This is a genomic window from Streptomyces sp. NPDC008079, assembly GCF_042957385.1.
In the GTDB taxonomy this organism is placed as follows: Bacteria; Actinomycetota; Actinomycetes; order Streptomycetales; family Streptomycetaceae; genus Actinacidiphila.
Window position 1 is genome coordinate 835,348 of record NZ_JBIBIC010000001.1, and the last position, 21,870, is coordinate 857,217.

Consider the following 21,870-nt stretch of genomic DNA (forward strand, 5'->3'; position numbering starts at 1 on the left):
TCATTTTTTCTAACGATGCAAAGAGCCGCGAGGTGCACGGAGACGGCCTCCGGCGGGGAAGGTGCCGGGCCGGAGGACCCCGGTGCGGCCCTCGTGTGCCCGCGCGCCTTCGCAGTCCGCACCCCCCGTGCCTCCCCTGTGCCCCATGTGGTGAGTCATGCCTGGTGTGATCGGGCCGCTCGATTTTTCACAAACTTTGCGCGGAGGGTGGACGGCGCTGAAGCCTGCTGGTTTCATGCTCCCGGTCCAGATTTCTAACGTTGGAAAGTCGGCAGGGCCCCCAAGGCGCTGTCGTGGAGCCGCACGTCCTCACCCGCTTCCTGGACGCCGAGTTCTCTTACGGAGAGGTGTATCCGCAGTGAGATCAGGCATATCCCGCACAACGAACAGCCGCCGAGCGGCGGGCACGACCGGGTCGTCCCGGCTGTCCCGGACGGCCCGGCTGACCGCACTGGTGCCGCTGATACTGGGCGCGGCGCTGCTGACCCCGGCCGCGGCGGGCGCGGCCCCGGCCGCCGCACCGGCCTCGTCCACCGCCGGGGCGTCCGCCGCTCCGGCCGACACCGCTCAAGGTCTGCGCGGCGACTACTACCTGAGTACCGACGCCACCTCGCTCGACTTCGCGCAGTACAGCAGCACCGCGGTCGAGCCGTCCTTGAACGTGCCCGACCTGATCCCCACGCTGCGCGGCTACGCGGGCTCGACGGAGAACGTCGCCGTGCACTGGACGGGCCAGCTCGACGTCCCGGCCGACGGCACGTACACCTTCTACATCAAGGGTGACAACGGCTTCCGGATGTCGCTCGACGGGTCGAGCGTGATCGACCACTGGACGACCGACTGGGACGTGCAGACGACGTCCGAGCCGGTCACCTTGACCGCCGGCGCCCATCAGTTGGCGTTCGACTACAACCAGGGCAACGGCGGCGCGTACATCAAGACGGAGTGGTCGGGTCCCGGCATCGCCCGCCAGGCGATCCCGGACGCGGCGCTGCATCTGCCGGTCGGCTACACGCCGTCCGACGTGAACGCCGTGGTCGCCCCCTCGGGGAAGACCGCCACGGTGCAGTTGGCGGGCCCGGTCACCGCGGTGCCGTCCGACATCACCAAGCACCTCGCGGTGATCGCGGGCGCGGGCCGGTGGACGCCGGGCGTCTCCGTGAACCCGGCGAACAGCTCCCAACTCCTGCTCACGGCGGGGGAGTCGGACACGCCGGTCTCCCTGCACTCCGATGTGCGGATCAGCTACGACGGCCTCGGCGGCCTGACGACGTCCGCCGGTCCCGTACCGCTCTTCTCGGGTCTGGCGACCAACAACTCCACCTGGTACTTCGCCAGCAAGTACGCCAAGGACGTCGACCCGTCCCACGTGCTCCCGGACTACCCCCGGCCGCAGTTGACGCGGGACAAGTGGCAGAACCTCAACGGGACGTGGCAGTTCCAGGGCACCTCGGAGAGCGCGCCGCTGCCCACGTCGAAACTGAGCGGCAAGATCCTGGTGCCGTACCCGATGGAGGCGCCGCTGTCCGGCGTCGCCGAGCACCACGACTGGTCGCTGTACCAGCGCACCTTCTCCGTACCCGCCAACTGGCGGATCGGCTCGGGCCAGCGCCTGCACCTGAACTTCGGCGCCGTCGACTACGAGACGTGGGTGTACGTCAACGGCCGCCAGGTCGCCCACCACGTGGGCGGATACGAGGCGTTCACTGCCGACGTCACCGACGCGCTCACCCGCGGCGGGCCGCAGACCGTCCTGCTGAAGGTGAAGGACACCACCGACGACGGCACGCCCGTCGGCAAGCAGTCGCGCAGCCCCAGCGGCATCTGGTACACCCCGACCTCCGGAATCTGGCAGACGGTGTGGCTGGAGCCGGTGGCCGCCGCGAGCATCGACTCCCTCGTCCTGACGCCGAACGTGAAGGACGGCACGCTGTCCGTCACGGTGCGTCCCGCGGCCGGTACGTCGTCCTCCTCGCTGGTGGCCGCCGTCGCGTACGCGGGCCACAAGCCCGTCGGCGCGGCCGTCGGCCGCGCGGGCGCCGAACTGCGGCTGCGCATACCGCACCCGGAGCTGTGGAGCCCCGACCACCCGTACCTGTACAACCTCCAGGTCACGCTCACCAACGGCCGCTCGATCGACACCGTCGGCTCCTACTTCGGCATGCGGTCGATCTCGGTCGGCAAGGTCGGCGGCGTGAACAAGATCGAGCTCAACGGGAAGCCGACGTTCGTCCTGGCCACCCTCGACCAGGGGTTCTGGCCCGACGGCATCTACACCGCGCCGACCGACGCGGCCCTCAAGTCCGACCTCGAACTGCACAAGCAGCTCGGCTTCAACGCGGTGCGCAAGCACATCAAGGTCGAACCCGCCCGCTGGTACTACTGGGCGGACAAGCTCGGCCTGATGGTCTGGCAGGACATGCCGAGCCGCAACACCGGCCCGGACTCCACCCCGGCCAGCGACGCGGCCTTCACCAGCCAGGTCCACGAGATCGTCGACCAGCACATCAGCAGCCCGTCCATCGTCATCTGGACCATGACGAACGAGGGTTGGGGCGAGAAGACCAAGGAAGCCACCGGCACCCTCGCCGACTCGGTCAAGCAACAGGACCCGAGCCGCCTGGTCGACCCCGCCTCCGGCGTCAACTGCTGCGCCTCAAAGGGCGATTCGGGCCGAGGTGACCTGATCGACTACCACCTCTACCACGGTCCCGCCTCCCCGGCCCCCGACGCCACCCGCGCCGCCGTCGACGGCGAGCACGGCGGCTACTCCCTCACCGTGCCCGGCCACATCCTCGGCGTCTCCGGCGGCCAGAACTACGGTGACGTCCCCACCATCGAGGAGCTCACCAAGGCGTACGTCGCCAACACCGCTCTTCTCGTCCCCGACGCCTCCACCGACCTCTCCGGCTCGGTCTACACCCAGATCAGCGACGTCGAGGGCGAGTTGAACGGCCTCATCACGTACGACCGCGAAGTCCTCAAGGTCCAACCGGGCCCCGTCCGGGACATCAACCGCAGGCTCATCGCCGCCGGCGCCGCGGCAGGCACCACCGGCTGACCCCGCTCCCTCCCCGAGCCCTCGCTGGCGGCCCGCACCCCGGGTCGCCCGCGAGGGCTCTTTCACAGGCGGCGGGCCGCTTCCGCGAGCGACCTCAGGCGTGGCGGCCCCACTGGCCGCGGTGGACGACCTCTCGGGGGTCGCGGCGGCGGTCGCGGGTGCGGGGGCTCTGCGGGGGAAGGTCGTCGGCGCGGTAGCCGATGGTGATGCCGCCGAGCGGCGCGTACGCGTCGGGGACGCCGAACTCGTCCCGGAACGGCTGGAGATGCTCGGGCATGATGCCGAAGAAGCAGGCGCCCAGGCCCTCGTCCACGGCGCTCAGCAGCATGAGCAGCGAGGCCATCCCCGTGTCGATGTACCAGTACGGCGCGGGCCAGCGCGCCTCGGCGCGGTCCTCCCAGCCCTTGTCCGGCTCCGCGTACCGTTCGAGGTACGTCGCCTTGTGGGCCAGGGGCACCACGACCAGGGGCGCGTCCTGCATGGTCGGCGTGTTCTCGACCCGCGTGGGCACGAAGGGCCAGAACCGCGCACGGTCGGCCGCGTCGGTCAGCGCGAGGAACGCCCACCCCTGCGAGAAACCGGCCGAGGGCGCCCGTAGCGCCGACGCCAGAATCCGCTCGGTCACCTCGGGGGCCAACGGCTTGTCGGAGTAGTGCCGGATCATGCGTCGACGGCGGACGACCTCGGAGAATTCCATACCCCCAGATGCTGCCACGCCGCCCCCGCCCCGCGGCACCCGCGGCACCCGCGGCGCCCGTCCGCCCCCGCCCCGCGGCACCCGCGGCACCCGTCCGCCCCCGGCCGTGGTCACCGGGAGGAGCTGGCCCGCCATTCCAGCGCCTCGGGCTCCTCGGTGAACTCCACCAGGTGCTGTCCCGCGTAGCGTTGGAGGGCGTCCCGCACCTCGGCGGGGGTGACCGGAAAAGTCCCGGCATTGTGACCTTGTCGTAATTGGTGGGGATGAGCCCGCCCCGACGCCCGGGCGCGCACCGCGGCCGAGGGCGGAGCCACGCGGTCACGTCCGGGGCTTGGGGTGGGATGGCGGGGAAAGGGCGGGAAACGGGTACTTGTGGTGGGGGATGGGGGCGTGGTGCCCTGGGGGACTGCGGGGCAACTGGTTCTGAGGAGGTGGGTGAGTCTCATGATCACGCGAATAGTCGCTGTGGCGGCGCTGATTCCGGCCATGGTGGGCACCGCGTCCGGGGTCGCTTCGGCGCAGGCCGAACCGAAGGCGGCGACGGCGGTCGTCACCTTGACCTATGACGCCAGCCAGGCGGGGCAGTGGGCGGCGGCGATCACGCAGGGGGTGCAGAACTGGAACAGCGCGGTGCACAACGTGCGGCTGCAAGCGGCCAGTTCAGCGGGCTCGGCGAACTTCGTGTACAAGGCGACCAGCGGGTGGCCGCAGACGACGTTGGGGCCGATCGTGCCGGGAGGCAGCAGGGGACAGGTGCAGTTGGGGCAGGAGGCGGTCAACGAGGGGTACGACGTGACCCGGATCGCCGCGCACGAGACGGGACACATCCTCGGGCTCCTCGACCACTACAGCGGCCCGTGCTCGGAGTTGATGTCGGGGCACGGCCCCGGCACGGCGTGCCTCAACGCCAAGCCGAACGCGGCGGAGGCGGCCCAGGTCGACCGCAACTACGCGGGCCGCGCGGCGGCGGTCCGCCCCGAGCGGCAGCAGATCGTGATCGACATCTGGTCCCCCTCGGCGTCCACCGCTCAGCGCTGACCGACGTGCAGCGCTACCGGCGTTCAGCGCTGACCTGCCACCGGACGCGCGGTACGGGCACGGGCTCCGTACCGCGCGTCCGGCCCCAAGGCACGCGCGGCCGGAAGGTTGTAGGAGCCCAGGGACCGAATCGGGCACGGTACGGCCACCGCGGGGACAAGGCGCCGTGACGGATCGGCGGGCCGCCCCAATACGATGGCCCGCTGTCACAGCCGTGCCCTATCGTGCTCATGGTCAGCGCCGCGAGCAGGCCGGGTCCGCATCGGAACCCGCGCTCGGCGGCGCGCCCGCATCGTGCCGGAGGACGTCCGGCCCCGCACGTGTTCCTGGGGGGAACCCACTTTGCTCACCCGTCATGTGGCGGGCGGGACGGCTCTGTCCGTCCTGCTCGCGACCGCGTCCCTGCTCGGGGTCGCGGCCGAACCGGCCGCCGCCGACAGCGCGGCCACCCTGCCGATCACCTCGTACTCCGACATGGTGGTCGACGGCGCGCACCGGCGCGTCTTCATCAGCACGACCGACAACAAGGTCGTCGTCGCCGACTACAACGGCAAGACGGTCGCCCAGATCACCTCAGAGCCGGGCGCTGCCGGGCTCGTGCTGTCCGCGGACTCCTCGACGGTGTACGTGGCGCTCCCGAAGGCCGACGCGATCTCGGCGATCGACACGGCCACCCTGCGCGAGACGGCCCGCTACCCGCTCGGTGTCGCCCCGCGCCACCTGGCGATGACCAGGCACACGATCTGGTTCGGATACGCGGCGGACGGGTCCGCCGACCTCGGCTCCCTGGACCTCGACCCGGAGACCGACCCGACGACCCCGCCGACGACTCCACCGCCGACGACCCCGCCCACGACTCCTCCGACGGACGCCCCGACTCCGACCCCGACGGACACCACGGCCCCGAGCCCCAGCCCGTCGGACACACCGTCGGACACGCCGACCGATACCCCGACCGACACCCCGTCCGACACGCCAACGGACTCGCCCTCGGACCCGCCGGTCACCACCTCCCCGACCCCGGACGCCACCACCCCGGCGCCCCCCGCCCCCTTCGCCGCCGACACCCCCACCCGGACCACCAACGGCGCCGTCGTCACCCTCGGCCAGGGCGGCCCCCACACCTGGAGCACCGCCCCGATGCTCGCCTCCTCGCCCGGTAACCCGGACGTGGTGGCGGCCGGGACACCCGTCCAGAGCCCGATGGAGCTCCAGGTCTACAACGTGTCGTCGGGGCACGCCGAGCCCCAGGCGTACCGGTGGAACGCCAACAACGCGGGGAACATGCAGGACATCGCGCTGTCCGCGGACGGCAAGCAGGTGCTGGTCGCCAGCGGCGCCCCGTACTTCCAACAGGCGTACCGGACATCCGACTTGGCCGACGACGGCCGCTACACCACCGAGGCGTACCCGAACGCGGTGGCGGTCGCCCCCGACGGGACGATCGCGGCGGGCATCGACGGCGCCTACGAGCCGGACGTCTACATCTTCCGCCCGCGCTCCGACCACCGCGTCCGCACCTACGACTTCGGCGTCGTCGGAAACCCCGGCACCGCCTCCGCCCTGGTGGCGGGCGGCCTCGCGTGGGCGCCCGACAGCAGCCGCCTGTTCGCGGTCACGGCCGACGTCTACGGCCAGCACCCGACCCTGCGCGTGCTGACCGACCCCACCAAGTCGGTCACCGCCGTCACGGTCAGCGCCCCGTCGACCGCCAAGCGCGCCACGAAGATCACGGTCAGCGGCAAGCTGACCGCCACCACGGCGTTCCCCGCGGGCGCCAAGGTCACGGTGACGCGTACCGACCTCACCTCCCCCAAGGGCACGTCCCTCGGCGCCAAGTCGGTCGCGGCCAACGGCACGTTCAGCTTCACCGACACCCCGACCACCGGCGGCGGCGTCACGTACACCGCCACGTACGCGGGCGACGCCACGCACACCGCCGGCTCCGGCAAGCGCGTCGTCCAGGTCTCGCGCCTGGCCACCGCGGCGAGCGTGAAGACCAACCGCGCCACGTACGCCTACGGGTCCACCGCCACCGTCACCGGGCACCTGGGCAAGACCGGCAAGAGCCGCGTGCTCTCGATCTGGGCCCAACCGGCGGGCGGGCAGAAGAAGTTGGTGAAGTCCGCGAAGGTCAACGCGGCGGGCGACCTGAAGGTGACCTACCGGCTCAGCCGCAACACCACCTTCTGGGCCTCGTTCGCCGGTGACGCCGTCTCCGCGCCGAAGTCGGTGGCCCGCTCGGTCGGCACGCAGGTCAGTGTCTCGCTGGCCGTGTCCGGCAACTACGGCAAGGGCAAGGTCGGTTCGACCTCGTACTACTGGTTCCACAAGAAGAAGTCCGCGCTGTTCACCACGCACATGACGTACGCCAACGGCCGCTCGCAGCGCCTGGACCTCCAGGTCTACTACAAGGGCCGCTGGTACTCCTCCGGCAGCGAGTACTTCCGGCTGGCGATCACCGGCACCTCGCGGGTGGGGCTCGCGGGACCCGGCGAGTCCGGCATCCGGGCCCGCGTCCGCGCGGTGTACGTCAAGGGCTCCTCGGGCGACCGCCTGAACACCACGACGTCCACGGGGTGGAAGTACCTGTACTACACCAACTGACGGCGCCCGCCCGCGCCGTACGGACGAAGGCCCCGCTCACCGGAGACGGCGAGCGGGGCCTTTTCGTCAGCGCCCCTTCGTCAGGGGGCCTCTTGATCAGCGGGCCCTTTCGTCAAGGGCTCTCGTCGAACTGGCGCGTCAGCGCTTGAAGGCGTAGTCCATCAGCTTCTTGGCGTCCGTCGCCCGCTGGTTCACCGAGCTGGACGACAGGACGGTCCCGATCACGGTGCGGTTGCCGCGGGTGGCGGCGAAGACGAGGCAGTAGCCGGCCTGCGGGCCCGAGCCCGTCTTGAGGCCGATCGCGCCGCTGTAACTGCCCAGCAGCGTATTGGTGTTGGTCCAGGTGTAGTAGCGGTAGCCGTTGCTCTTGGTGGTGGCCTTGGTCTTGATGGAGCGGGTCTTCACCACCGAGCGGAAGTCGGCGCTCTTCATGGCGGTGCTCGCGAGCTTCGTCAGGTCGCGCGGCGTCGAGTAGTTGTTCCCGTTGCCGATTCCGTCGAAGGAGTCGAAGTGGGTGTTCTTCAGGCCCAGCGCCTTGGCGGTGGAGTTCATCTGGCCGACGAACTGCTTGACCCGCGCGGCGCGCGTGGAGCCCACGCCGTACTTGTCGGCCAGCGCGTACGCCGCGTCGCAGCCGGACGGCAGCATCATCCCGTACAGGAGCTGCCGCACGGTGACCTTGTCGCCGACGATCAGGCGCGCCGAGGAGGCGTTCTTGCTGACGATGTAGTCGCTGTACGCCTTCTGGACGGTGACCTTGGCGTTCAGGTTGAGCTTCTTCTGCCGCAGCACCACCTCGAAGGTCATGATCTTCGTGGTGGAGCCGGTGGACCGCTTGGTGTCGGCGGTCTTGGTGTAGTAGGTCGTGCCCGTCGAGTTGTTCATCACGTAGCCGCCCTTGGCCACGATCGGGGGCGGCGCGGGCGTCGCCGCCTGGGCCGTGGAGCCGAGCGCTCCGACGGTCAGTACGGCGCCCGCGGTGACGGCCACCACGGACGTACGACGAATGGCCTTGCTGCCGGTTATCACGTTGATTGCTCCAAATGCCCCTGCGGCGCGGTCACACGAGAGTGTGCGGCTCGAAGGTGAGACGCGCCACCCGGCCGGATGGATGTGGTGCCCGGCCGGTTCTCACCGAGTCGTTATCCACCGGAGATGTGGCGCCCGGTCCGACTCCCCTCACGGCTCCCCTCCAACTCCCGTCCCACACCCCTTGGTGTCGGCCGGTCATGGGGCCGGTCCGCTCCGGCCGACGGGCCACCGGCCGCATGAGTCGCGCCCACGCCCCGGCCCGTGCGCCCGGAGCGCACCTTCTGTGCGGATTCCGTTCGTCCCCCGTACGCCTTTCCCGTGTCTGATGGTGGACGTCCGTGGGCGCTTGCGGGAATACTCCGGCGTGTCCACCGCCATCTCACTCTGCACGCTCCAGTGTTGGGTTGACAACGTTGTCGTCCCGGGGTCGTGCGTGCGTTCCGCGACTCCGGAGAGGCCACATGCCCATCAGATCCCACGCCCCGACGCCGCGCGTGACGCCACCGGGAGCCGCCCGCGGGCACCACGGCCGCCTGCGCGCCACGGTCGCGGCGCTGCTCACCGGGTCGCTCGCCTTCGCCGCGCTGGCGGGCGCCGGTACGGCCACGGCGGCACCCTCGGCCAAAGCGTCCAACACGTCCCACACGTCCGGCACGTCCGGTGCGTCGAGCGGCACCGACTACACCAAGCTCGTCGACCCCTTCGTCTCCACCGCGGGTGACGACGGCAACGACCTGCCGGGCGCCGAGGCGCCGCACAGCCTCGCCAAGGTCAACCCGCTGACCACACCGGGCCGCAACCACACCGGGTACGACTACAACGAGAGCCGCATCGCCGGGTTCACCGCGACGAATCTCGACGGCGTCGGCGGCTCGGGCGGCGGCGGTGACCTGCTGGTCGTCCCGACGTCCGTGCGCTACGACAAGCGCCCGGCGCCCAGCACGTACGCGCACCCGTACAGCCACAACGACGAGACGGCGACGCCCGGTTACTACCAGGTGGGGCTCGGGTCGGTCTCCGGGACCGCCTCGGCGGTGACGCGGGACGCCGGGACCGTCAAGGCCGAGATGACGGCGACGACGCGTACGGCCCTGGAGCGCTACAGCTTCCCGGACGGCGCCGAGCCCCAACTCGTCCTCGACCTCGCGAACAACTTCACCAGCCGCACCCGCACGACGATGAAGGCGACGACGCTCCCGAACGGGACGACCTCGATCACCGGCCTCATCGCGGGTTCGTTCAACGGCGCCTCGTACCAGCTCTATTACGCCGCCACGACCAATGTCCCGGTGACCTCGCTGAAGAGCTGGGGCAACGACGGCACGCTGGGCGACGCGACCACGCGGGACGGCTCCGACGCCGGAGCGGTCCTCGGATTCGACACGGCGGACGGGCGCGACGTCGAACTGCGCGTCACGCTCTCGCCGATCAGCGCGGACCAGGCCGTGACCGACCAGCGCAACGAGGTCGGCGGCCTCACCTTCGACCAGGCGCGCGCACGGACGAAGGCGGAGTGGAACAGCACGCTCGGCGCGGTCGCCGTCAGCGCCTCCGCGACGTCCGACCCCGGGTCGACGCTCACCAAGGAGTTCTACACGCACCTGTACCGGATGTACGGGCTGCCGGTGAACGCCACCAGCACCAGCGGGACCTACCGCGGCGCGGACGGCGCGGTGCACACCGCGAACGGCTTCACGTACTACGACGGCTGGTCCACCTGGGACGACTTCAGGAAGTACTCGGTCGAGGCGTACATCGACCCGGCCACGTACCGGGACCTGGTGCAGTCGCTCATCGTGCTCTTCGCCGACGCGCACGCCTCGGGCAAGAGCCTCGGCAGCCTCACCCACTCGGTGCCGACCGTGCGGTGGGAGCGCTCGGCGGTGGTGATCGCCGACGCGCTGTCGAAGGGCTACAAGAACTTCGACCGGCTGGACGAGGCGTATCCGGCGCTGCTGTCGTACTCGGGGTTCTACACGGGCGCGCAGTTGCGCCAGGGATACGTCACCGGTGATCCCGGTACGACGGTCCAACGCGGTTACGACCAGTGGGCGTTGTCCGTCATCGCGGGCGCGCTCGGCAAGGACGCGGACGCCGCCAAGCTGCGCACGCAGTCGACGATGGCGATCGACAACCTGGTGAAGTCCGGTGCCTGGACGGCCGGTGACGGCACCAAGGTCGGTCTGCTGACGCCGCGCGCGTCCGGCGGCGACTGGCAGAGCGCCGACTACGAGAAGTTCGAGGCGGCCGGTCTCTACCAGGGCACGCTCTGGCAGTACCACTGGTACGACGCCTACGACATGGGCGGCCTCATCAAGGCCATGGGCGGCGCCAAGGCCGGAAAGGCCGCCGTCGACCACATGTTCGGCGAGGACTCCGCCCTCGACAACGGCTCGACCATGCTGCACTCCAACGCGAACGAGATCGACCTCCAGGCCCCGTACCTCTTCAACTACGTCGGCGAGCCCAGCCTGACGCAGAAGTGGGTGCGCGCCATCTACACCGGCTCGACCTGGAACCGGTACATCGCGACGGGCTCCACCAACGAAGCCCCCAGCGGCGGCGGCGAGTTCACCCCGCCGGTCAAGACGCAGGTCTACAAGCTCGCCCCGAACGGCTTCCTGCCGACCATGGACAACGACGCGGGCACCATGTCGACCATGTTCGTCGCGGCGGCCCTCGGCCTGTTCCCGGTGACCGCGGGCTCCAGCCAGTTCCAGATCGGCAGCCCGTTCTTCGACTCCACGACGATCACGTACGCCAACGGCTCGCGCTTCACGGTGAAGGCCGGCGGCGTCTCGCCGACCAACTACTACGTGCAGAGCGCGACCCTCAACGGCAAGCGTTTCGGCGACACTTGGCTGGACTACTCGCGGATCATCGCCGGCGGGACCCTCGACTTCACCATGGGCGCCAAGCCCTCCCGGTGGGGCGTCGACACCAAGCCCGCGTATTCGCTGGACACCGACACCGGCCACGGCGGCACAGGAACGGGCAGCACAGGCACCGTCATGTCCGCCCGCCCGGACACCGTCGCCACCGCCGCCGACGGCACCGTCCACGGCAGCGTGAAGCTCACCCTGTCGGGACCCGCGTCCTTCGCCGCCCGCAGCGGCACCAGCCTCACCAAGTCCGGCGCGGCGAGCGTGACCGGCCTGCCCGGCGGTGTCACGGCCGACCTCCGCGTGACCGGCTCGCGTACGGCGACGCTGTCGCTCACCGGCGCCACGAAGGTCGACGCGCGCTACGGCATCACCTTCCGCGACGCGGCCTTCGCCCACGGCGTGCGCGCCTCCACGGTGAGCGGCACGGGCATCTCGGCGACCGACCCGCTGACCGTCTCCGCCGCCGCGGTGTACCGCGCCTCGCTCAGCGCGCTCGTCGACCAGGCGTCCCTGGTGCGCGGCGGCAACTACTCCGACGGCTCCTGGACGCTGTTCCGTTCGGCGCTGGAGCGCGCGCGGACCGTCCTCGCGGACACCGCCGCCAGGACGGGCACGCTCATGGCGGCGCAGGACGCGCTGCGTTCGGCCGCCGACGCGCTCACCATCGACGAGGGCGGCTACGCCGTACTCCAGGCCGAGGCCCCCGACCAGATGGAGGGCCCCAGCCTCGTGAAGGAGGCGTACTACTCCGACGGCGACCTCGGCGGGGTCACCGAGGGCGCCTGGGAGCGGTACAACAAGCTGGACTTCGGCGGGGTCGCCCCGCGCAGCGTCGCGGTCCGCTACGCCAACTCGCAGGCCACGAGCGCGAAGCCGAGCAGCGTGGACGTGCACGCGGGCGCCGCGGACGGTCCCGTCGTCGCCACCGTCTCCCTGCCCGGCACGGGCAGTTGGCAGACCTACACCACCGTGCGGGCGGCCGTCACCGACCCGGACGCGCTGCTGGCCGCGTCCGGTGCGACGTTCGTCTTCCACGCGCCGTCCGGCCAGCAGTGGGTGTCGAACTTCGACTGGTACCAGTTCTCGCCCGATGCGGTCTCCTCGTCGCCCTCGACCACGCTCGCCACGCTGACGGCGGCCAACAGCACGACGACCGGCGGCGGTTCGCTGCCGCTCAGTCTCGGCAACGGCATCTTCGAGAACACCACGAACGGCGCGTGGGCCCAGTGGAAGGCCACCGACCTCAAGGACGGCGCCGACACCGTCACCGTCAGCTACGACAAGCCGCAGTCGCGCGCCGCGTCCGACTCGCACCTCGAACTGCACCTCGGCTCGAAGGACGGCGAGAAGGCCGTCGACATCCCGCTCGACTACACCGGCTCCGGCTGGGGAACCCTCGCCACCGCGACCGTCCAGCTCGACCCGGCGGTCTTCACCGGCGTCCAGGACGTGTACGCCGACTTCGTCTCCAGCACCCAGTCGTCCTCGCAGCCGTACGTGGCCAACGTCTACTCGCTGACCCTGACGCGCACCGCCGACGCCCCGGTGGGCTTCGACGCGACCGCGTTCGACTCCAACAGCGGCGGCGGCCTCAAGAGCGAGCCGGTCGGCTGGACCGGTTCCGGCTCCACCACCGACCTCGGCGGTACGTACAACGGTGCCTGGGCCGGCTACGGCGCCGTCGACTTCGGGTCCGCCCCGAAGAACACCGTCACCTTCACCTACGTCAACAACTCCGCGCGCTGCGGCACCGGTTCCGCCGTCCAGCTCTACCTGGACTCCTTCGACGCGGCCGATCCGGGGACGCCGTACGCGACCGTCCCGCTGCCGGTCACCGGAAGCGCGTGGTCGTCGGGAGGCACGACGAGCCTGACGCTGCCCACGCCGGTCACGGGCACCCACACCGTCCACCTGCGGCTGCTGACGACGCCGGACTCCTCGCACCCGTACGTCGCGAATCTGGGCCGGATCACCTTCAGTCATGTCGACACGCCCACCGCGACGGACAAGACCGCGCTGCGCGAGGCGATCGACCGGTACGCGGGACTGTCCGGTGACGCGGCGCGCTACGACACGATCGACTTCGGCGTGTTCCGGCGTGAACTCGCCTCCACGCAAGCTCTGTTGGCCGCCGACGACGTGGCCCAGCTCGAAGTCGACACGCAGACCCGCAGTCTCACCCTCGCCGCCGACCAGCTGATTCCGCTGCCCCGGCTGCGACTTGAGAACCTGGTCGGCACGGCGTCGGCCCTCGACAACGCGCGCTACACGGACGCGTCGTGGAAGGCGTTCACCACCGCGCTCGCCGCGGCCAAGGCGGCCGTCGCGGACGACAAGGCGACGGACACGACGCTCACCGCGCGCTACCAGGCCCTCGACCGCGCGATGTCCGCGCTCAGGACGAAGCCCAAGACCGTTCCGGCCGCGCCCGGCGCGGTGTCGGCGACCTCGTCCGGCGTGAGTGTGACCGTCGCCTGGGCCGCGCCGCAGGACACCGGCGGCTCGCCCGTCACCGGCTACCGGATCAGCCTCGGCGACGGCCACCAGGTCGAGATCCGCGACCCGAACAGCCGCGGCACGGTGTTCACCTCGCTGCCCGCGGGCCGCTCGTACACCGCGCGCGTCCAGGCGCTGAACGCCGTCGGCGCCTCGCGGCAGAGCGCCGCCACCGCGCCCGTGGTGACCGGCGGCGGCAAGCCGCAGAAGCCCCACGTGACGGGGGTGACCACGGACGGCAGCCACGTCCGGGTGACCTGGCGGGCGGCCGGAGACGGCGGATTCCCGGTCATCGGCTACACCGTGACCCTCGACGACGGTTCCACCGCGCACCTTCCCGCCACGACCGGCACGGCGCTGCTCACGGTCTCGGGCAATTCGGCGGCCAAGTCCGAGGGCAACACGGAGGGCAGGGCGGCGGGCAAGTCCGAGGGCAAGGCGGCGGGCACGACGGCGGGCACGACGGCGGGCAAGTCCGAGGGCAAGGAGGAGGGCATTTCGGCGGGCAATTCGGCGGCCAAGGCCAAGGCCCACTCGGCGACCGTCACCGCGGTGACGCTGGCCGGGACCTCGGACGACCCGGCCGCCGCTCAGGACGCGGCGGCCCCGGCGTACACCCCGTCCCCGTTCCCCGACGAGACGCTGAAGGCGAGCTACGCGTCGGACAAGTGGCCCGCGACCGGCGACGGTTCCGACTACTTCACCAATCTCCTCAGCGGTTTCGACCACCTCCCCTCCAGCGTCCTCGGCGCCAACTCCAAGGTCGCGAAGGGCGCGTCGCTCACCGCGGAGAACGACGAGATCGCGGTGCGCGTCAACAACGCGGCCACGCAGAAGGAGGTGGACAGGGCCGAGGTCGACGCGACGCACAGCGCCACCGTCACCCTGGCGGACGGCCTCGGGTCCCGGCTCGGCGCGATCTACAGCGACGCGCTGAGCGGCGGCCAACTGCCCAAGACCAACGCCCTGTTCGGCCGGGTCACCCAGGGTCTCGACACCCACGACGCGGCCAAGGACCACTACGGCTACCTGCGCCCGTACGTCCGGCTCGGCTTCGTCGGCGACGGCGGGGACGTCTACGAGTCGCAGGACGGCTCGTACAGCGGCCTCGCCACCAGCGGCTCGTACCCGAGCGGTCACACGTACGGCGGATACGAGGCCGGGACCGTACTGGCCACGCTCCTGCCGGAGTTGGCGCCGTCGATCCTCGCCCGCACCTCGGAGTACGGCGACAACCGGGTCATCCTCGGCTTCCACTACCCGCTCGACGTCATGGGCGGGCGCATCACCGGACAGGCCACCGTGGCCCACCGGTGGGCCGACCCCGACTTCGCGCAACTGCTCACACAGGCCCACACCGAGATCGAGAACGTGCTGCTCGCACAGTGCGAGAAGCGGGGATACGGCGACACGCTCGCCGCCTGCGCGGGCGACTCCTACGGCGGCCTCACCACGGCGCAGGACATCGACGTCTACACGCAGCGCCTGACCTACGGCTTCTCCCGTACGGGCAAGGCCGGTCAGCCCCTCACGGCGCCGGCCGACGCGGCGGCCCTGCTGGTCACCGCGTTCCCCGACCTCACCGCCGGGCAGCGCACCCAGATCCTCCAGCAGACCGCCACCGACTCGGGCTACCCGCTCGACCTCACGGCGGACGGCGCACCGAGCTGGGAGCGGATCAATCTGGCCGCCGCGATGGCCGCGCGCGTCGTGGTCAACCACGACGGCTCGGTCACCGTCACCAACCACGCCGACGCCACGAAGGCGAGCGTCGCCGACGCGAGTGCCCTCAAGGTCGGGGGAGTCGCCGTCGACGGCTTCGACCCCGAGGTCTCCACGTATGTCGTCGACCTCCCCGCCAACGGCAAGGTCCCGGCCGTCACCGCCGTCCCGGCCCAGCCCGGCACCCGGGTCAAGGTCACCGACGGAAGCGCGGTCGTCTCCTCGACCGCGCCGCGCTCCACCACCCGCACCGTCACCCTGACCTCACCCAACGGCTCGGTGACCCGTACCTACACCGTCGCCTTCCACCGGTCCGCGCGGGGCAACGGGCACTGACCGCGTCCCGATCCGCCTAGCCCCGCGGGGCCCGACCGCATCCTGGCCGGGCCCCGCGGTGTGTTGCGCGGCTCGCGGGCGCAACACCCCTGCGCGGCCTACCGGTTCGAGGTGGCGGGACCGTCCGAGGAACGGTCCGTCGGGCGGGCCGTGGTGGGGGTCGGAGTGGGCGAGGGGGAGGCGGATTTGGAGGGCGGTCCGGTCCGCGTGGCGGCGCTCGGGGACGGGGCCTGGGCCGTGGGCCGGGTCTTCGCTGTGGCGGGGGCGTCGGTCGGCGCGGGGCGCGGCGTCGGGGTGGTGGCGGCGGGCCTGGCCGCGGGGCCGCTCGCGGGCGGCGTGCCGAGCGGGATCGCGGGCGCGGCGGGCGACTGCGGTCCCGCCATGCGCAGCGGCAGCGCGACGAGGACGGCGACGGCACCGGACAGGCCGGCCCCGACGGCGATCCGGAGCAGGCGGCGGCGGGCCGCGCCCCGGCGGATCTTCTCGTACCGGCCGGGCGGCAGCCCGAGATGGTCGGGGGCGGGCCGCAGGATGACCGTCAGCGGGTCCTCGGGGTCAAAGTCCTGACCGTCGTCAGACTGTGTGATCAAGGCTTCTCCTCAAGTGGGCGCGCAGCAGTTCCCTGGCGGTGTGGAGGTCGGACATGACCGTCCCCTCCTTGCGGCCGGTGAGCAGGGCTATCTCCCGGATCGGGAGGTCGGCGTAGTAGTGCAGCAGGATCGGCACGCGCAGGCGTTCCGGCAGCGACTGCACCAGCATGCGCAGCGACGGGTCGGTCTGCTCGGCCGGCGGCCGTACCGCGGCTTCCACGGTGGCCCGGCGTACGGCCCTGCGCTCGCGCTCCAGCTTGCGCCAATGATCCCGTACGAGATTGGTCGCGGTGACGTACAGGAAGCCGCGCGGCTCGGCCACCGCCGTCCAGCGCGCCCAGAGCCGGGTGAACGCCTCCGAGGCGATCTCGTGGGCCGTCTCGTCGTCGTCGACCAGGCGGCGGCACCAGCCGGCGAGGCGCGGGTAGAAGGCGGCGAACAGCTCGGACGCTGCCTTCTCGCGGGACCGTTTCAACGCTCTCCATGTCGGGGGCAGGGTGGTGCTGTCGCGGACTTCGTGCGGGTCGTGCGGGTCGTCGCCGACTCTCGCGGTCTTTTTGGTTTCTTACGGTTCCTTATGTTTTCTTATGGTTCCTCGCGGTCCTGTGCGGTCGCTCGGGGAGGGTCCCGGGCCGCCGACGTACGGGGATCGGCGGCGGCCCGGGACTCGGGGAAGGCGTCAGGAGACCGCCTTGGCTGTGGTTCGTCGTGACGCGCCCGCTACGGGATCAGCGAGGCGAAGACGATGACGTTGTCGCGGTAGCCGGTGCCTTCGCGCGGGCCGCCGCACGTGATGAGCCGCAGCTCGGGACGGTTCACGTCGCCGTAGACCGCGTCCGTCGGGAAGTCCGACTTGGCGACCGTACGGACGTCGGTGACGGCGAATCGCGCCGCCTCGCCGTTCTTCAGGCGTGCCACGATCCGGTCGCCCGCGCGCAGCCGCGCGAGGTGACGGAAGACCCCGTCCCCGTACGCGCCGACCGTGACGTGGGCGAGGATCACCGAGGGGCCGGTCTGACCCGGTGTCGGTGAGCCCCGGTACCAGCCCGCGCGGTCGTGCGCCGTGATCGGCGGGACCTCCACGGTGCCGTCCGGGGCCAACCCCAGTTCCATGACCGGGGTGTTGACCCCGATGGCCGGGACCTCCAGCCGCACCGGGACCGAACGCGCCAGCGCGCGTACCGACTTCGCGGCGGGCCGCGAAGAGGGCGGTGCGCCGGTGGGACGTTCGGTCACGGCGGTACGGCGCGAGGTGTCACCCGAGGCGTCACCCGCTGCGTGGCCCGCGGCTTGATGGCCGCCGCAGCCGGTGAGCAGGAGGGCGGCCGTCACCGCGGTGACGAAGGCGCGCCGGGGGCCGGTGAGTCGGAAGCCCGCGGTCCGGTCGCCCGCGCCGCGGTCGCTCACGTCTCGGAATCCCTCACCGTGGTCGCCCGCGCTCCGGTCGCCCGTGCGGCCGGAGGTCACGCCCCGGTCGCCCGCCGGCGGCGTACGAGGAGGACCGCCCCGCCGCCGAGCGCGAGCACCGCGGCCGCGCCTCCGCCGATCAGGCCGCCGTCGTTTCCGCCGTGCGAGGCCACCGGCGCCTCACCGGTGTTCGGCGCTCCCTTCGGCACCGCGGGGACCTGGCCCGACGTCGCCTTGGTCGGCGCGGGGGACGCGGAGGGCCGCGCGGACGAGGTGGCGTCCGAAGGCCCGGTCGACGGCGCGGCCGACTGCGTCTTCACGCTGGTCGGGGTGGGGGTCGGGGACGCCCCGTCGGCGAACGCGGGCACACCGCTCGCCAGCACGGCAGTGCACGCGAGTGCCACGGCGCTCAGAACAGTTCGGCGCATGAATCGCTCTCTTTCGTCGGCCCGCCCGCGCGGTCACGCGCGGGCTGAGGTGCGGATCGACTGAAAAGACGAGACGCGGGCGGAACGGATTGTAAAGAGCTGGCAAAGCCGCCGAACGGTGCTTCAGGCGCCCTGCCCGGCGTCGCGGTCGACCGCGCTCATGTCGCCGGTACCGGGGACGCCGTCGGCGCGCGCGTACCGCAGGTGCACGGTGCCCTTCGGGCTGGCCACGGGCGGTGCGAGCAGGGTGACGTTCGTGGGGACCGCGCCGCCGTCGAACACCTTCTTCCCGACGCCCAGCATGATCGGGTGCACCCAGAGGTCCAGCCGGTCGAACAGCTTCTCGCGCAGCAGCGTCTGCACCAGGTTCAGGCTCCCGACCACCTTGATGTGCTCGTGCCGCTCCCGCACCTCGCGCACCGCCGCCACCAGACCCGGCCCCAGGTGCGTCGACCCCGCCCACGACAGATCGGGCGTACCCCGCGAGGCCACGTACTTCGGCACGCTGTTGAAGAGCGTGGCGAACCCCCCGTTGTCCCCGTCCTTCTGATGCGGCCAGTACCCGGCGAAGATGTCGTACGTCCGCCGCCCGAGCAGCAGCGCGTCCGTCCCCTCGTACGCCGCGTCCACCTGCGCCCCGGCCACCTCGTCCAGCATCGGCACCTGCCACCCCCCGTACGAGAACCCCTCCGGATCCTCCTCCGGCCCCCCGGGCGCCTGCCCCACCAGGTCCAGCGTCGTGAACAGCTCGATGTGAATGAGACCCATGACGTACTCCCGATCGGTGTCTTTTCCCCGTCCAAGAGGTAGACCCCCACCACCCCCCCGAACTCATCGCCCGGATTCGGGCCGCTGCCGGCTGACCGGGTCCGGTCCGGGGGCCTTCTCTCGGCGTGGAGCCGCCCTGCCCGGGGGTGTCCGCGCGGCCCCGGGCAGGGCGGGTGGGTCGGGTCGGGTTGGGTCAGGTGGCGGGGCAGGGGTCGGTGGAGGTGAGGAGGGCGGCGGTGCTCTGGGCGATCGTGACGTGGACGCCGGTGAGGAGGGTCAGGGAGAGGGCGGTGACGGTGATGCCCTTGCCTCCGGCGACGGTCGTCTGCTGGTTGATGACGAGGGAGCCGACGAGCGGCAGGGCGATGGTGGTGTTGGGCGCGGCGTTGGCGGCGACGGTGACACCGGCGACGCGGAGGTTGGTCAGGACGGTCGAGCCGGTCGAGGAGACCGGTCCCGGCCCGGTGTCGGTGAGGGACTGCCGTGCCCGGGCCGAGGTGCCGACGAGGTCGGCGGTGATCAGGCCGCCGAGGAGATTGACGCCGGTGGTCTGGGCGTGGGCCGCGGCCGTACGGGTCCCGTCGGTGTCGACGGTCCCCGAGGCGTCGGTGGTCAGGACACCGAGGTTGCCGACGGTGCCGAGCCCGGCGCTCACCACGGAGTGGCTGTCGCTGCCGGGCAGCGGCGTGCAGGAGTGGGCGGACGGTGCCAGCGGGCCGATGTCGAGCAGCGGCGAGGTGAGCCGTACGCCGTGCGCGCGGGCGTCGAAGACGGGCGCGGTGAAGGTCACCGAGGCGCAGCCCGGCAGGTCGACGCCGACCGGGGCGGTGATCGACGAGCCGCAGATCTGGTACGTGCCACCGTCGTTGGAGGTGAGCTTGACGGTGGCGGTGCAGGACTGCTGACCGGCGGCGAGGTCACCGCTCACGGTCACCGTGCCGTCCGCCGCGTTCGCGGTGGCCGTTCCCGTACCGCAGTCGGTGGTCGCGCTGCTGCCGTCCAGCCGCAGCCCGTCGGGGAGTTGGGCGCCGAAGGACCAGCCGCTCTTGGCGGCCAGCTCACTGGTGTTGGTGACGGTGAAGGTCAGGGTGGTGGGCGCGCCCACGGGCAGGTGCGCCGGTGCGAAGCCCTGGTCGAGCTGCGGAGTGGCGTCCAGCAGACGGACGTTGTCGATCGCGCCGTCGTTGCCGTTGCCGCTGGCCTGCTCGTTGACCAGCCGGATACCGGCCGAGTCGCCGCTGAACAGCACCGAGCCGTTGCTGGCGTACGTACCCACCGAGGTGCCGCCGATCACCGAACCGGGGTTCTGGCACGGGTCGATGGGGGAGGTGAACGCGGCGCGCGCGGTGCCGCCGTCGAGCAGGTAGAAGGCGAGCAGGGGGTGGCTGGCGAAGCAGTTCTGGGCCGCCGCGTCCACCGAGAAGGTCAGGAACCGGTGGTTCGCGCTCAGCGGGATAGGCCGTACGGTCTCCAACTCGGTGCGCCCGGCGCCCGGATCGCCCGAGGTGTAGGCGGTGAGCGAGTGGTTGGTGGACGCGTTGCCGCCCGCCCACGTGCCCAGCGCGACGGCCATCTGCTTGTTCGCGTTCCAGAAGCCGCCGCAGTTGACGCCCGGCGGGGGACTCGCGGGGCCCTGCTGCGAGACGAGCAGACCGTTGCAGGAGGTCAGCCACGCCGGATCGGCGGTGTACGTCTCCGCCAGCGGCGCCGCGCCCGTGTAGTCCGGCAGCGTCGTCACCGCCGGGCCCTGACCGTTCTCGAAGTCCTCCGTGAACACGCTCGTCGGCGCGCTCGGCGTACCGGGCTGACCGGGCGTGTTCGCCTGCGCCGGGCCGCCCGCGACCAGCGATCCCGTGGCCAGCACGGTCACCCCTAACAGCGCCGTGGCCACCCGCCTGCGCCACCGCCGGTCCGCCCGGCCACTGGCCCCGCCGCTCCCTTCGCCGCGCCGTCTTCCGTCGATACCGGTATCTGCCAGGCCGAAGCCTCTCATCGACAATCTCCTTCGTACGGGCACGCCGGTGCGCCGTCCGATCGCTCGTCAACAGGCCCGCCGTGCCGACGCGTTGCGCGTCTGCGGTCACCCTCCCCGCCCCCCGCCCCTGCGCACATCGGCGCGCGCCGCCCCGCTTGATGCACACGAGGTCCCGTACGCCGCACAAGCCGGTGCGTACTGCCGCAAGCCCCCGGTCTGTGCCCGGCCGACCGATTCGGGAGGTTTGCCGAGCCGTTTCCCGGCGATCACGCGGTCCGCCGGACGGCACAGGCGGGGGCGGCACCTCCGCCAATCCGCCCGACCGGCACCGCGCGTCCCGGATACCACCCGGCCGACCGCGCGACACGTTCGGTCAGCGCGGACCAACGCGGCGGGACCGGGCCGCCGCCCGGCACCGGCCGACGCCGGTCGCCCCGTGGATCGGCCTCTCCAACGCCCGGCCCCGTGTTCCGCGAGCGGTCAGTCGCCGAAGTGCTGGGGCAGGTCTCCGGCATCCCAGAGCGCGTCGAGCTTGGCGAAGAGCGATTCCAAGTCCTTCAGGAGGATGTCGCGCGCCGCTTCGGGGAGTTGGAGGAGCGGGTCATCGAAGCTCGGCCCGGCGTCGGGGCCCGTCCATCCCTTGTGGCGCCGACAGGACGCGCACCACATGTAGGTGATGCGTACGGTGCGGTGGGGTCCCACCCGCCGGTAGACGTACGTCCGCACCGCGACGGCTCCGCATGCCGGGCAGGCGCGCTCACCGGGTTCATCGACGAATCTCGGGCCGGCCAGTAGCTGCTGGACCTGCTCCGCATCGAATTCCCGCAC

Annotated in this window: 13 protein-coding genes; 4 read left to right on the forward strand and 9 right to left on the reverse strand. The window is 71.6% G+C overall.

Annotated elements, in window-relative coordinates; genetic code table 11:
- The first annotated feature begins 358 nt into the window (after nucleotides 1–358).
- A complete protein-coding gene (locus tag ACFZAM_RS03640) occupies nucleotides 359–3,061 on the forward strand; it encodes a PA14 domain-containing protein (RefSeq protein ID WP_391042391.1) in 2,703 nt (900 codons plus the stop codon).
- Between the two features lie 94 nt (nucleotides 3,062–3,155).
- Here ACFZAM_RS03640 and ACFZAM_RS03645 read toward each other — a convergent pair whose 3' ends face one another.
- Complete coding sequence (locus tag ACFZAM_RS03645) at nucleotides 3,156–3,758, reverse strand: nitroreductase family protein (protein ID WP_355336458.1); 603 nt, start codon at nucleotides 3,756–3,758, stop codon at nucleotides 3,156–3,158.
- 444 nt (nucleotides 3,759–4,202) lie between these two features.
- On the opposite strand from ACFZAM_RS03645, the gene ACFZAM_RS03650 reads away from it, so the two are divergent.
- Nucleotides 4,203–4,796 carry a snapalysin family zinc-dependent metalloprotease gene (locus ACFZAM_RS03650; RefSeq protein ID WP_355336457.1) on the forward strand — a complete coding sequence of 198 codons (594 nt, stop codon included), beginning with the start codon at nucleotides 4,203–4,205 and terminating at the stop codon, nucleotides 4,794–4,796.
- 342 nt (nucleotides 4,797–5,138) lie between these two features.
- Nucleotides 5,139–7,403, forward strand: a complete 2,265-nt coding sequence (locus ACFZAM_RS03655) for a YncE family protein (RefSeq protein ID WP_391042394.1) — start codon at nucleotides 5,139–5,141, stop codon at nucleotides 7,401–7,403.
- Between the two features lie 138 nt (nucleotides 7,404–7,541).
- On the opposite strand, the gene ACFZAM_RS03660 is transcribed toward ACFZAM_RS03655, so the two are convergent.
- Nucleotides 7,542–8,432, reverse strand: a complete 891-nt coding sequence (locus ACFZAM_RS03660) for a serine hydrolase (protein WP_355336455.1) — start codon at nucleotides 8,430–8,432, stop codon at nucleotides 7,542–7,544.
- A 464-nt stretch (nucleotides 8,433–8,896) separates the two neighbouring features.
- Between ACFZAM_RS03660 and ACFZAM_RS03665 the strand changes: the two genes are divergently transcribed.
- Nucleotides 8,897–15,874, forward strand: coding sequence for a glycoside hydrolase domain-containing protein (locus ACFZAM_RS03665; RefSeq protein ID WP_391042396.1), 6,978 nt, complete (start codon nucleotides 8,897–8,899; stop codon nucleotides 15,872–15,874).
- A gap of 98 nt (nucleotides 15,875–15,972) precedes the next feature.
- Here ACFZAM_RS03665 and ACFZAM_RS03670 read toward each other — a convergent pair whose 3' ends face one another.
- From ACFZAM_RS03670 to ACFZAM_RS03700, 7 genes are all read right to left on the reverse strand, one after another.
- Complete coding sequence (locus ACFZAM_RS03670; RefSeq protein WP_391042398.1) at nucleotides 15,973–16,464, reverse strand: hypothetical protein; 492 nt, start codon at nucleotides 16,462–16,464, stop codon at nucleotides 15,973–15,975.
- A complete protein-coding gene (locus ACFZAM_RS03675; protein WP_391042400.1) occupies nucleotides 16,448–16,939 on the reverse strand; it encodes a sigma-70 family RNA polymerase sigma factor in 492 nt (163 codons plus the stop codon). Before ACFZAM_RS03675 ends, ACFZAM_RS03670 begins: the two co-directional genes overlap by 17 nt.
- Nucleotides 16,940–17,184: 245 nt before the next feature.
- Nucleotides 17,185–17,871 carry a class F sortase gene (locus ACFZAM_RS03680; protein ID WP_391042402.1) on the reverse strand — a complete coding sequence of 229 codons (687 nt, stop codon included), beginning with the start codon at nucleotides 17,869–17,871 and terminating at the stop codon, nucleotides 17,185–17,187.
- Between the two features lie 56 nt (nucleotides 17,872–17,927).
- Nucleotides 17,928–18,299 carry a sortase-dependent protein gene (locus ACFZAM_RS03685; RefSeq protein ID WP_355336451.1) on the reverse strand — a complete coding sequence of 124 codons (372 nt, stop codon included), beginning with the start codon at nucleotides 18,297–18,299 and terminating at the stop codon, nucleotides 17,928–17,930.
- A gap of 123 nt (nucleotides 18,300–18,422) precedes the next feature.
- Entirely contained in the window at nucleotides 18,423–19,067 is a 645-nt protein-coding gene (locus ACFZAM_RS03690; RefSeq protein WP_391042404.1) for a dihydrofolate reductase family protein, read from the reverse strand.
- Between the two features lie 193 nt (nucleotides 19,068–19,260).
- Nucleotides 19,261–21,060 carry a choice-of-anchor P family protein gene (locus ACFZAM_RS03695; RefSeq protein WP_391042406.1) on the reverse strand — a complete coding sequence of 600 codons (1,800 nt, stop codon included), beginning with the start codon at nucleotides 21,058–21,060 and terminating at the stop codon, nucleotides 19,261–19,263.
- Nucleotides 21,061–21,522: 462 nt separating this feature from the next.
- Nucleotides 21,523–21,870: a hypothetical protein gene (locus tag ACFZAM_RS03700; RefSeq protein WP_355336448.1), complete on the reverse strand. Its 348-nt coding sequence runs from the start codon at nucleotides 21,868–21,870 to the stop codon at nucleotides 21,523–21,525.